Annotated in this window: 11 protein-coding genes; 3 read left to right on the forward strand and 8 right to left on the reverse strand. The window is 69.0% G+C overall.

Going from position 1 to position 12,106, the window contains the following annotated elements:
* From AADI75_RS15010 to AADI75_RS15030, 5 genes are all read right to left on the reverse strand, one after another.
* Positions 1 to 1,715, reverse strand: a 1,715-nt coding sequence (locus tag AADI75_RS15010) for an RNB domain-containing ribonuclease (RefSeq protein WP_341209812.1), incomplete at its 3' end; no start/stop codon positions are given.
* A 252-nt stretch (positions 1,716 to 1,967) separates the two neighbouring features.
* Positions 1,968 to 2,744 (reverse strand): metallophosphoesterase, encoded by a 777-nt coding sequence (locus tag AADI75_RS15015; protein ID WP_341209813.1) that lies wholly within the window; start codon positions 2,742 to 2,744, stop codon positions 1,968 to 1,970.
* Between the two features lie 84 nt (positions 2,745 to 2,828).
* Positions 2,829 to 3,458, reverse strand: a complete 630-nt coding sequence (locus AADI75_RS15020) for a DUF1190 domain-containing protein (RefSeq protein ID WP_341209814.1) — start codon at positions 3,456 to 3,458, stop codon at positions 2,829 to 2,831.
* Between the two features lie 10 nt (positions 3,459 to 3,468).
* Positions 3,469 to 3,882: a DUF350 domain-containing protein gene (locus AADI75_RS15025; RefSeq protein ID WP_341209815.1), complete on the reverse strand. Its 414-nt coding sequence runs from the start codon at positions 3,880 to 3,882 to the stop codon at positions 3,469 to 3,471.
* A 236-nt stretch (positions 3,883 to 4,118) separates the two neighbouring features.
* The gene (locus tag AADI75_RS15030; RefSeq protein WP_341209816.1) at positions 4,119 to 4,760 is read right to left on the reverse strand and encodes a DUF2491 family protein; all 642 of its coding nucleotides are present in this window, start codon (positions 4,758 to 4,760) and stop codon (positions 4,119 to 4,121) included.
* An 88-nt stretch (positions 4,761 to 4,848) separates the two neighbouring features.
* Between AADI75_RS15030 and AADI75_RS15035 the strand changes: the two genes are divergently transcribed.
* From AADI75_RS15035 to AADI75_RS15045, 3 genes are read left to right on the forward strand one after another with little or no spacing between them, the layout of a single operon-like run.
* Positions 4,849 to 5,274, forward strand: a complete 426-nt coding sequence (locus AADI75_RS15035) for a YjfI family protein (protein WP_341209817.1) — start codon at positions 4,849 to 4,851, stop codon at positions 5,272 to 5,274.
* A gap of 13 nt (positions 5,275 to 5,287) precedes the next feature.
* Positions 5,288 to 6,016: a PspA/IM30 family protein gene (locus AADI75_RS15040; RefSeq protein ID WP_028967112.1), complete on the forward strand. Its 729-nt coding sequence runs from the start codon at positions 5,288 to 5,290 to the stop codon at positions 6,014 to 6,016.
* 6 nt (positions 6,017 to 6,022) lie between these two features.
* On the forward strand, positions 6,023 to 7,186 hold the full coding sequence (locus AADI75_RS15045) for a glutathionylspermidine synthase family protein (RefSeq protein WP_341209818.1): 1,164 nt from the start codon (positions 6,023 to 6,025) through the stop codon (positions 7,184 to 7,186).
* An 83-nt stretch (positions 7,187 to 7,269) separates the two neighbouring features.
* Here the strand turns inward: AADI75_RS15045 and AADI75_RS15050 are convergent, their stop codons facing one another.
* The 3 genes from AADI75_RS15050 to AADI75_RS15060 all read right to left on the reverse strand — a co-directional run bounded on the left by AADI75_RS15050 (position 7,270) and on the right by AADI75_RS15060 (position 11,946).
* Positions 7,270 to 7,695 carry a VOC family protein gene (locus AADI75_RS15050; protein WP_335309371.1) on the reverse strand — a complete coding sequence of 142 codons (426 nt, stop codon included), beginning with the start codon at positions 7,693 to 7,695 and terminating at the stop codon, positions 7,270 to 7,272.
* Positions 7,696 to 7,875: 180 nt separating this feature from the next.
* Positions 7,876 to 11,196, reverse strand: a complete 3,321-nt coding sequence (locus AADI75_RS15055; RefSeq protein ID WP_341209819.1) for a glycosyltransferase — start codon at positions 11,194 to 11,196, stop codon at positions 7,876 to 7,878.
* 78 nt (positions 11,197 to 11,274) lie between these two features.
* The gene (locus AADI75_RS15060) at positions 11,275 to 11,946 is read right to left on the reverse strand and encodes a Crp/Fnr family transcriptional regulator (protein WP_341209820.1); all 672 of its coding nucleotides are present in this window, start codon (positions 11,944 to 11,946) and stop codon (positions 11,275 to 11,277) included.
* Positions 11,947 to 12,106 lie beyond the last annotated feature (160 nt).

The following is a 12,106-nucleotide window of genomic DNA, read 5'->3' on the forward strand; positions in this document are numbered from 1 at the left end:
GCGCGGTGCACCATCAGGTCGGCATAGCGGCGGATCGGCGAGGTGAAATGCGCATAGCTGCCCAGCGACAGCCCGAAATGCCCGTGATTGGCGGGCGCGTAATAAGCCTGCGTCTGCGAGCGGAGAATCTGCTCCATGATCTCCGGGCGGAACGGCACGTCGCCGACGCGCTCCAGGATACGGTTGAAGGTCGCCGGCTTTACGACCTGCCCCAGCGCGAACGGCACCTCGAACGTCTCGAGATAATCCTTCAGCGCCACCAGCTTCTCGCGCGCGGGCGGTTCGTGGACGCGGTACATCACCGGCGCCTTCTTCGCCTCCAGCGCCTTGGCGGCGGCGACGTTCGCCGCGATCATATATTCCTCGATCAGCCGGTGCGCGTCGAGCCGCTCGCGCGCCGCCACCGACATGATCCGCCCCTTCTCGTCGAGCACCACGCGCCGCTCGGGCAGATCGAGATCGAGCGGTTCGCGCTTGTCCCGCGCCGCCGCCAGCGCGCGCCAGCACTCCCACAGCGGCGCCAGCGCGGTCTCGGTCAGCGCATCGTCCCACCCAAAGCCGCTGCCGCCGTCGATCGCCGTCTGCGCTTCCTCATACGCGATGTTCGCCGCCAGCCGCACCACCGCCCGCGTGAACCGCCAGCTCTTGAGCGTACCCGTCTTCGACACCTGCAAATGGCACGCCAGCGCCGCGCGATCCGCGCCCGCCTTCAGCGAGCAGACGTCCGCCGACAACACCTCGGGCAGCATCGGCACGACGCGATCGGGAAAATAGACCGAATTGCCGCGCGCGCGCGCCTCGCGGTCGATCGCGCTGCCCGGCCGCACATAGAAGCTGACATCGGCGATCGCGACGATCGCCTTCCACCCGCCGTCGTTCGCGGGATCGTCGTCGGGCGTCGCCCACACCGCATCGTCATGGTCGCGCGCGTCGGCAGGGTCGATCGCGACGATCGGCAGCTGCGTCAGGTCCTCACGTCCCTCGCCCAACGGCTGCCGCGCGACCCGCTGCGCCTCGTCGAGCGCCTCCTGCGCGAAGGTATCGGGGATATTGTGCTTGTGGATCGCGATCAGCGAGAAGCTGCGCGGCGCGAACGGATCGCCGAGCCGCGCCACCACCTTCGCCATCACGCGCGGCGGCCGCCCCGCGATCTCGGCGCTGACCAGATCGCCCGCCTCCGCCCCGCCGGCGTCCGACACTGGATATTCGCGCCGCTCCTTCTTCTCGACCCCCTGCAACCACAAGCGATCCCCCTCGCGGCGCAGCACCCCGATCACCTGCTCGGACGCCGGTGCCAGCACCTTCATCGGATGCGCGGTCCAGCCGCCGCCGGTCTCCTCGGTCCGCGCGAGGATCCGCTCGCCGACCCCCAGCGCGCCATGCTTGCGATCGCGCACGCGGAGGCGCGGGGTAGGCACATCCGCCTCCCACCGCTCGGGCACGCCCCAGACGTTGCCGCCCTGATCGACGTCGACGATCCGCAGCACCGTCACCTTCGGCACGCCGCCCATCTTGTGGAACGCGCGCCCGGGGGCCGAGTCGATCAGCCCCTCGTCGCCCATGTCCTTGAGCAGCGCCTTGAGCGCGATCTTCTGCTGCGCGGTGAGCCCGAAGGCACGCGCAATCTCGCGCTTGCCCGCGGGCGTCGCGGAGGAGGTGATGAAGTCGAGGATCTGCTCGCGCGTCGGCAGGCCGGGGCTGGATTTCTTGGGCACGAAGGCGAGATAGGGGGTGTAACGACCCGACGCTACTGTTCGTCGCCCCGGACTTGATTCGGGGCCCCGCATCTTTTCTTCGAGGCGGGGAGAAAAGCGGGGTCCCGGATCAAGTCCGGGACGTCGAAGTAGAAGGCCAGCCCCCCACTCCCGTCATCCCCGCGCAGGCGGGGATCCAGACGCGCAGGTTTCTGAAGGGGTCGAGACGTCAGAGGTTCTGGATTCCCGCCTTCGCGGGAATGACGAGGGAAATTACCGCCCCGCCGCACTCATCTCGCTGATCGGGTACACCGGCTGCGCCGACATCGTCCGCACCAGCGTCTCGAACCGGTCGCCCTCGACCCGGATCTCGTTGAACGCGGGCGGCGAGTTGCGCGTCCGCTTCGACAGCGTCCCCGCGCCGATCAGCCGCAGCCGCCAGCCGTTGCGCTCATACGGCATGTCGAACGGATCATGGACATGCCCCGACAGCACCGCATGCACCCCGGCATCCGCCAGCGCCGCCAGCGCGACATCGCCGCGCTTGGTCTTGGCCGTCCCCTGGCTGCCCCCGTCGATCAAAGGATGGTGTCCCGCGACGAAGATCAGGTTGCCGCGCGGCGCCGCCTCGACCAGCGCCATCGCGCGGCGCAGCGAGCCCGTGCTCACCCGTCCCTTTGACCAGTTCCAGCGCCATTGCGCGCGTGCGGTGGTCTTCAGCGGCACGATCGTGATCCCGCGGATCTCCAGCGGCCGCTCGATCATCTTCTCGACCGCGGCATAGCGCGAATAGGGCGCGAACAGCCGCCGCAGCGGGTCCCAATAATAAGGAATGTCGTGGTTGCCGACCTCCAGCGTCACCGGCACGCCCAGGCTCTTCAGCCACGCGCCACCGTCGTCGAATTCGCGCTTCGTCGCGCGCATCGTCAGGTCGCCGGTCATGATGACCGCGTCGGGCTTTTCTGCCGCCACTACATCGCGGAACCACGCGACCGCGTCCGGGTCTTCCGCACCGAAATGAACGTCGCTGACGTGGAAAAGCCGGGTCATTCCTGTCCTTTATCGCTCGACCTCAGCGCCAACGCATCACGCGCCGATCGGCTGCGTCACCCGCCGCCGCTCACCCGCCGCCGCTCACCCCCCGAACGAGCGCCCGCCACCCCAGCCGCCGCTGGACCGCGCCGAGACGCGTCCGCCGAACCCGCCGCGCGAGACGACCGAGCTGCGCGTCTGGATGCGCTGCGTGGTGATCGGCGCGGTCACCGCGCGCGACCCGACCTGATAATTATACCCGCGCCCGCCATAGCCGCCGCCGTACAGCCACGCCCCCGACGGCGTGTACCAGCTCCCGTCGCGGCGGTTCTGGTACAGCCCGTTGTAGCGATAGCCCGATCCGTCGAGCAGCCGCCCGATCATGAACCCGGTCAGCAGCGGCACGAAGAAGCTCTGCCCGCCCTCGTTGCGCGCCAGGCATTGCCCGGACCCGAACTGGTCTTCGCACAGGCTCTTCTCGTCGAAACGCGGCGCGGCCTTGCCGTCGGTGGTCGCGGCTTCCTTCGCGGCATTCTCGCACGTCACCTTGGCGAACGCGCCGCTGGCGACGCATTCGTCGACGGTCTTGAACGCCGACACCTCGGTCGGCGGGCCGAACTGCTGTTGCTGGTCGGGGGTGCCGTCACAGCCGGACAGCATCGCCAACGCGCCCACGGCGGTCAGCCCGGCGGCGGCGGAGCGCTTGCGGCGGAGCGGAAGGGAATCGGTCATCGCGTCGGCCTCAATAGCTCATGCAGGCGGCGTTGAGCAGCCCGACCGCGATCGAGGTCGCCGCCATATAGACCGCACTCGCGACGTTGCCGGTTTCGATCTTCGCCACCAGATCGCGGATCACGATCCGCCGCACCACCAGCGACGCCACCACCTGGATCGCGCCCGCCAGCACGCCCCACGCCACGAACTCCAGCGGGTTGGCGGTCACCTCCAGCGCCGAGGCGAGCGGCAGCGCGAACCCGACGATCGCCCCGCCGAAGGTGATCGCGGCGGCCATATTGCCCTCCGCCACCAACCGCCGTTCGTCATAGGGGGTCGAGACCTGATACAGCCATTTGAAGACCGCGAGGAACAGGCACGCGATCGCGAACGCGATCAGGAAATGCCCGGCCCCGAACAGAAAGGCGGTCGTGTCGAACATGCGTGCTCCCCTTTATAGCGGTCGTTTGTTCAGAGCATAGCCGCCTCAGCCGGAACCGTCATTGCCCCTGCCAAAGCGAGCGGTGCGGTATTCCCCCAACCCCGTTCGTCTCGAGCAGGGATCGAGCCTGCTGAGAGCCCGTGTCGAGCGACAGCCACCGCGCCGAACCTCTCGACACGCCGTCTCGACAGGCTCGACGGCTGCGCGAAGCGAACGGCACCGGTAAGCACCACTCGCTACGCACTGAACTCCGCCGGCGACAACGGCAGCCCGATCATGATGTCGTGCGTCGTATCGCCCCCCTCCGGCCGCGCCGACAGCGCGAGCAGCAACTCCTGCCCCTCCGGCGCCAGATCGCGGACATACAGCATACATTGCTGGCGGATATGCTTTACCGGCTCGCCGTCGCGCTCGTAATACAGCGCTTCCCACAATTGCACCGGCGGCTGGACGCGTTCGTCGCCGTCGTACCAGAAGCGGCGGAAGGGCGGCAGCCCGGCCTCGTTCCACACCGGCTGGCTCAACCGGTCGCGGAACGCCGCATCGTCCCATCCGCCGGTCGCATAGGTCGACGACCACGGCCGGAACAGCGTGAAATCGTCGGCGTCCGATCCGTCGGGCTGCTGGCTGACCGCCTGCAGCATCAATTCGTCGTCGGTGTAGAAACGGTGGACGTAGCCTCCGCCGTCGTCGAGCTTGATGATCCCCTGCGCGGTGATCTCCAGCGTGTCGCGGTCGAGCGTGAAGGTCCCGCCCGCCAGCCGCCGCCACGCCAGCGCGTCGAGCCGCACCATCCGCCCGATCGTCACGTCGCGCACCACCGCCACGGCGCTCTTGGCCTCGTCGCGTCCGCCGCCGAACAGGCTGCCGAAGATCATGTCGCGCGCGTTCCCGTCAGCCCAATCACCTTGCCAAAGGCTGCGGGCTTATGCTTGGAGTGTCAAGCATACCGAGAGGACGAAGAGCGTGGACGATACGGCACGGGTATGGACGATCGGGCGGCTGGCCGAGGCGCTGGGCGCCGCCGATCATGCCGCGGAAGTCAGCGTCGAGCGCGTCGGCGACGTGCTACGCGTCACGATGCGCGAGCATGGCGATCTCGCGGTGTTCCTGAGCTGCGCAGGCGAGCAGATCGTCGTCTCCAGCCTGTTGTGGCCGGTCGCCGAGATGGAAGACCCCGCCGCCTTCAACCACTTCCTGCTCAAGGCGCAGAAGCTGGTCCCGCTCTCCAATTTCGCGATCACCGAGGTCGACGGGCGTGAATATTACGAACTGATCGGCGAGCTTTCGATCGAATCGACGCTGCGCACGATCCTGATCGAACTGCGCGTGCTGGCGCATAACGCGCTCGATGCCGCCGCCGATCTGCGCCACGCCTTCGCCGCTGCCTGAGGAATACTGACCGATGTCGATGTGGAAGCAATTCGTCACGCTGATCCGCGGCACCGCGCATGAGGCGGGCCAGTCGGTGGTCGACGCGCGCGCGCTGACGATCCTCGACCAGCAGCTCCGCGACGCCGGGACTGCGCAGGCCAAGGCACGCGACGATCTCGCGACCGTCACCGCCAAGCGCCGGCTGATCGAAAAGGACATCGAGCAGCTCTCTGCACAGCGCGACAAGTACGAAGCGTCGGCGCGCGCCGCGATGGGCCGCGGCGACATGGACCTCGCGCGCGAGGTGGCCGAGCGGCTGGCGCAGATCGAGCGCGAGCTGAACGCCAAGAATCCGCAGGTCGCCGACATGCGCACCGCCGAGGACCGGATGCGCGGGATCATCAAGCAGGGTGATGGCAAGATCGAGGCGCTGCGCCGCGAGGTCGACGTCGTCCGCGCCAACGAGAGCGTCCAGCAGGCACAGGCGCAGATCGCCAGCAACACCCACGGCGCGCAGTCGCAGCTCGGCTCCGCCGCCGACAGCCTCGCGCGCCTCAAGGAGCGGCAGGCGGTGCGCGAGGAAAAGTTCCGCGCCTCGGCCGAGCTGGAGGACATGCGCACCGGCGCCGATCTCGACGCCAAGCTGGAACGCGCCGGCTTACTGCCCGGCGCGTCGAGCGCCGACGACATCCTCGCGCGCCTCTCCGCCCCGCGCGACGGCGGCGAGGCGAAACGGCTCGACGACAAATCCGGCGGCTGACGCGCGGTGGAACGCATCGTCACCGGGGAGCGCGCCGGATGGGAGGACACCGCCCGCGCGATGGGCTTCACCTTCCATCACATGGATGGTCAGCGTTACTGGGACGAGCGCGCCTATTACCGCTTCTCGCTCGACGAAATCGAGCGCGGGATCGAGACGCCGAGCGCAGAGCTGCACTATTTTTGCCTCGATCTTGTCACCGAGGTGGTCGGAAGCGACACGCTGATGCACCGGCTCGCGATCCCCGACGCGATGCGCGACGTCGTCGCGGCGTCGTGGAAAGCGAACGCCCCCTCGCTCTACGGTCGCTTCGACTTCGCCTATGACGGCACCGGCCCGGCCAAGCTTCTGGAATATAACGCCGATACCCCGACCAGCCTCTACGAGACCGCGCTGTTCCAGTGGCAATGGCTGGAGGATCGCATCGCCGACGGCACCCTCCCGGCGGACGCCGACCAGTACAACCGCCTCCACGACGCACTGGTCGCCCGCTTCGGCGCACTGCTAACCCCCGGAAGTACCCTGCATTTCGCCAGCGTCGCCGACCACGAGGAAGACCGGCAGACCGTCCGCTACCTCGAGGATACCGCGCGTCAGGCCGGGCTCGACCCGGCGTTCGTCGCGATCGACCGGATCGGCGTCGACGGCGACGGCCAGTTCGTCGACGAGGAAAGCGTTCTGATCGCAGCGCTTTTCAAGCTCTATCCCTGGGAGGACATGCTGCGCGAACCCTATGCCGCGCACCTGCCCGCGACGAAGACGCTGTTCCTCGAACCGGCATGGAAAGCACTTCTGTCGAACAAGGGCATCCTCCCCCTGCTATGGGAACGCCACCGCGGCCACCCCAACCTGCTCCCCGCCGCCTTCGCCGACGATGCGGCCGGCGTCGCGGCGATCGGCGAGCGCTTCGTCCGCAAGCCGCTGTTTTCGCGTGAAGGCTGGGACATCGAACTCCACGACGGCAGCACCGGAGATCGCGGCCCCGAAGGGGGCTACGGCGACGAGGGCCATATCGTCCAGGCGCTCAGCCCGCTGCCGGTCTTCGACGGCCAACATGCGGTGATCGGCTCGTGGATCGTCGGCGACGAACCCGTCGCGATGTCGATCCGCGAGGACGACGGCCCGATCACCCGCGACCTCGCCCGTTTCGTACCCCACGCGATCGTCTGACACGTCATTGCGAGCGTAGCGAAGCAATCCAGGGTCGGATCTGGACGCCCTGGATTGCTTCGCTCCGCTCGCAATGCCGGATTCTACCCCTTCGCCGCCACCCCGCGACTGTCGCTGACCTCCAGCCAATACCCATCCGGGTCCTGCGTATAGATCTGGCGCACGCCGTCGAAACGCGTCTGCATCGTCCGGGGCTTGCCCGCCAGATCGGTCCACGGCCGCTTGTGCGCGTCCAGCCACGCGGTCACGCTCGCCAGATCGTCGACATGGATCGCGACATGCTCGTTGATGTTCGACGGCTTGGGCGCGGTCCGCCCGTCGAGGATGTGCATCGCGAAGCCATTGCCGAGATCGATCCAGCGCCGGTTCGGCAGCGGCTGCTTGATAAGCTGGAGCCCGAACGCCTCGTGGTAGAAGGTCGCGCTGCGATCGATGTCGGACGCCTGAATCGCGACATGCTCGCCCTGCGCAGCGGCGGCGAGGACGAACAGGGCAGATAACAACGACATGAAGGCGCGCTCCGACAGGGATCAGGTCAGGCACGCTACCGCATTTCGCAGCCCGCGCCAGCCCGGCGAAGGTCTGTCCTACACCGTCCCACATCCGGCATCACGCCGTCATGATGCCGCCGCACCTCCTCAACATTCACCCTGTCAGCGTCTCAACATTCGCAACATTCGCCGTCGCGGTCACGCCGCGGCGCGCAGCGGCACCGGCGTCACCACGCCGGACTCGTTCACCGCGACGCTGCCGGTCCGCTCCAGCTTTCCCCAGCCGACCTTCGGCCCGGTTGCCGCGACGTACAGCGCGCGCAGCACCACCGCATAGAGCAGCTGCCGATACCCAAATCGCTGCATCAACAAGCGAATGCCCGGGAAGCGCGCCTCGCGCCCGTCCAGCCGGTAGGCGATCCACCCGCACACCAGATCGACCGCCGCGAACGCCGCCCAGAACGCCGCCACGGTTATCGCATCGCCGCCCGCCGCCTCCCAGCCGCGATCATGGACGCGCCACGCCGTCCCGCCGACGCCGAGCAGCAGCGCGATGTCGATCAACGGTGCCGCGAGCGTGAACAGGAACTGGAACACCAACGCCTGCGGCAGTCCGATCCGCCCCAGCCCGCCGCGCCGCCCGAGCACGCCGCGATGCTTCCACAGGCATTGCAGCGTCCCGAACGCCCAGCGGAACCGCTGCTTGAACAAGGCGCGCACCGTTTCCGGCGCCTCGGTCCAGGCGATCGCATCATTGTCGCACGCGACGCGCCACCCGGCGCGCTGCACCGCGATCGTCAGGTCCTGGTCCTCGGCGAGCGTGTCCTCGGGATATCCGCCGACCGCGTCCAATGCGGTGCGCCGCCACGCGCCAACCGCCCCCGGCACCACCGTCACCGCGCCGAGCGACAGCAAAGCGCGCCGCTCGAGATTCTGCGCGGTGACATATTCCAGCGCCTGCCAACGCGTGATGACGTTGGTGCGATTGCCGACCTTGGCGTTCCCCGCCACCGCGCCGATCCGCGGATCGACGAACCAGCGCGTCAGCTTGGCGATCGTGTCGGGCTCGAACTGCGTATCGGCATCCAGCGCGATCACGACGTCACCGCGCGCCTGCGCCAAGGCCGTGTTGAGCGCGCGCGCCTTACCGCCATTCTCCAGCGTCAGCAGCCGGACGCGCGGGTCGATCCCGAACGCTGCCCGCACGACGTCGCTGGTCCCGTCGGTCGAGCCGTCGTCGATCACGATCACCTCGATCCGCGGCCCGGTGCTGGCGAGGATGCGGCGCACCGACGCCTCGATCACCCGCGCCTCGTTGAAGGCGGGGATCAGCACCGACACGAACGTCGGCACCAGATGCGGCGCACCCGCCGGCACCGTCTCCCGGCGACGACGCCACAGCGCCAGACCGGTCAGCGCCACCGCGCGCGCCATGCCGATCGCGATCACCGTCGCGAACAGTACCGCCCCGGCATCGCGCAGCCACGCCAGCCCGTCGAACAACCCGCGGGTTCCCGCCGCATCCGCTGCCGCCGACCCGCGCAGCCGTGGCATCACCGCGGCGGGCGAGAGCCGCGCGAGCGTCGATACGGGCACGAAGTCATACCCCCGCTCCCGCAATCCGCGGATGATAAGCGGCAGCGCCTTGATCGTCTCGGTTCGGTCGCCGCCCGAATCGTGGAGCAACACGATCTCCGCCGGCCGCTCGGCGGTGCCAGCGGCGACCTGCGCGATCACGCGCCCGGCGATCACCTCCGCCTTCGGCCCCTGCCAGTCGAGCGGATCGACGTTGAGCCCGACCGTCAGATATCCCAGGCGCGCCGCGACCCGCGTCGCGTGCAGCTCGTCGCGGCGGTCGGGATCGGCGTCACCGAGGAACGGCGGCCGGAACAGCGTCATCGCGTGCCCGGTATACGCCTCCACGATCCGCGCGGTCGCCTTCAGCTCCAGTGCGATCGCCGCCTCCGAGCGACGCGACAGATCGGCGTGCGAGGTCGAATGGTTGCCCAGCTCGCTGCCCTGCGCGACGATCCGGCGCAGCAGCGCGCCCTGTCCCAGCGCATTGGCGCCGGTGACGAAAAAGGTCGCCGGCGCATGCTCGCGCGCCAGCACGTCCAGGATCTGCGGCGTCCATGCCGGATCGGGTCCATCGTCGAAGGTCAGCGCGATCTGGCGGCGATGCGCGCCGGCGCGCTCGACAATATCGGGTTGCGGCAGCTGCACGAACCGCGCGGCACGGATCAGCCCGTCGCGCCACGTCACGTCCCGTATGCCGGGCGCCGCCTCCGCAGCCATCCGCATGATCTCGCCCTGCCCGCGCACCGCGATCCCGGCAGGCGCGGGCAAGGTGCGCAGATCGGGCCGCGTACCGCCGGACAGGGCGCGCCACACCGCCGGATCCTCGCTGCCCAGCCGCCACAGCGCGACCCCCGCCGCGCCGGTGCGCCGCACCACCGCCATCTGGTTGGCGGCGCTGAGCGCGTCGAGCATCCACACCTCGTGATGCCGCCCGTCGCGACTATAGGCGAAATGGCTGTTGCCGCTCGCGCCGTCGAACGTCGGCTTCACCCCGGCCTGCGCAGCCAGCGCCAGCGCATCGGAGATCGCGAGCGGCACCGTGGTGCGCCCCTGCCAGTCATAGGCGTAGCTGCCGATCGCGACGATCGCCTTGCCCGCGCCGGCCTGACCCACCGCCTGCGCGACGACCCGTGCGAACCACGGCTGCGACGCGATCGGGCCCGCCGTGCCGCCCATCCAATGTTCGTCATAGGCCATGAGCACCAGCCGGTCCGCGACGGCGGCGTAAGCGCGCAAATCCCAGTCCGGGTCGGCGACCGGCGTCGCCAGCGCCACCGTCCAGCCACGCGGCGCGAAGCGCGCGCGCAACTCGCCGAGAAAGGCGCGATAGTCGCGGTGCGCGCTTACCGGCAGGCTTTCGAAGTCGAGCATCACCCCGGCGCCGCGCTCACGCGTCACCAGCGCCACGAGCTGCTCCGCAAAGCGCGCACGCGCGGCACGATCAGCGAGCAAGGCGGCGGTGCCGACGCCGTCCCAGCTGCCATCCGCGGCGGCATTCTGCACCATCGGCAACACGCGCGGGCGGCGGGTAGCCCGCGCCAGCACCTGCCGCATGAACGGATCGTCCTCGGCGACGAAGCGATGATCCGCGCCCGTGACGGTGGCGAGCCCTGGTACGAGCCATTCCAGTTCGTCGACATGCGCTGCCAGCGACTGCCGCGACGGTGCGTCCCACGGCATGTAGAAGCCCATCGTCCCGCCGATCAGGGCCGCGCCGGTCGCTGCGGGCAGCCACGCGCCCGCGGCGCCGTCGCCCACCGGGGCTGCCGCTGCGGGCCGTGGCGCGTCTGGCATCGCGAAGCGTGGTGCGGCACCCGCGACCGGGCGCACGATCGCCGCGATCAGCAGGGCGGCCAGCAACAGCGGCACGCACACCGCGATGCCCAGCGCCACACGCACCCGCCGGGCGCGCCGCCCGGTGGCATCGTAGAAAATCGCCACGCCTGTGTCCGTCCCATCGTTCCGACCGATGACAGGCCGTTAGCCAATGTCGACGAACAAGCAGTTAACTACGCGGCGTCAGACACCCTCGCCGCCCAACAGCCATGCGGCGTCGCGGGTCATCACCCGCTGCTGCCGCGCCGACATCGACCGCAGCCGCGCCGCGTCGAGCAGCACGATGCGATGCCGATCGCGCGAGACGAGCCCCGTCTCGGCCAGCTGCCGGAATACGCGATTAACGTGCACGGCGGTCAGCCCGAGATGGTCGCCGATCTGCTCCTGCGTCAGCGGCATGTCGAAACCGTCGTCACTGATCGCGCCCAGCGCGCGCAACCGTTCCTCGACATCGAGCAGCAGCGCCGCGATCCGCGCGATCGCCGGGGTACGCCCGACCGCGGCGAGCCGGTCCATCAGGGCAACGCGTTCGCGCTGGACGCTGAGGAACATCGCCGCGGCAAATCGCGGCGAACTGGCGAACAGCGCGCCGAACGCCGCCAGCGGCACCCGGCTGATCGTCACCGGCGTCAGCGCGGTCAGCGTGTCGGCAGCCTGATCGAGGCACATGCTGGGCGTGCCGAGCATGTCGCCGGGCAGATGGAATTTGACGATCTGCCGCTCGCCCCCGGGCAGCAGGACCGACGCGCCGACCCAACCGTCGAGCAGCAAATAGATATAGCGCGGCGGCTCGCCCTCGCGGCGCAGCACGGCATGGCGTGGCAAAGCGACCGGCGGCTCGCCGAGCGCGTGCACGCTCGCCTTATCTTGTTCGGACAGCGGGACAAATTCTTCGAAGCGATGGAGAGAGAAAAGTTCTGGCACACGATATTCCCGCAAGAGCGAACCCGCATCCTAGGGTCAGGACTCGTTGATCACAGCCAGAAGATGACAGTGGCAGCGAGCGCGACCGCGG

Origin of the sequence: uncultured Sphingomonas sp. (assembly GCF_964021865.1) — a bacterium.
GTDB lineage: Bacteria > Pseudomonadota > Alphaproteobacteria > Sphingomonadales > Sphingomonadaceae > Sphingomonas.

Coding starts and splice junctions, on each gene's coding strand:
- AADI75_RS15025 (WP_341209815.1), bottom strand. CDS start 3,882: ATGTTCGACACGACCGCCTTTCTGTTCGGGGCCGGGCATTTCCTGATC.
- AADI75_RS15040 (WP_028967112.1), top strand. CDS start 5,288: ATGTCGATGTGGAAGCAATTCGTCACGCTGATCCGCGGCACCGCGCAT.
- AADI75_RS15030 (WP_341209816.1), bottom strand. CDS start 4,760: ATGATCTTCGGCAGCCTGTTCGGCGGCGGACGCGACGAGGCCAAGAGC.
- AADI75_RS15020 (WP_341209814.1), bottom strand. CDS start 3,458: ATGACCGATTCCCTTCCGCTCCGCCGCAAGCGCTCCGCCGCCGCCGGG.
- AADI75_RS15015 (WP_341209813.1), bottom strand. CDS start 2,744: ATGACCCGGCTTTTCCACGTCAGCGACGTTCATTTCGGTGCGGAAGAC.
- AADI75_RS15050 (WP_335309371.1), bottom strand. CDS start 7,695: ATGTCGTTGTTATCTGCCCTGTTCGTCCTCGCCGCCGCTGCGCAGGGC.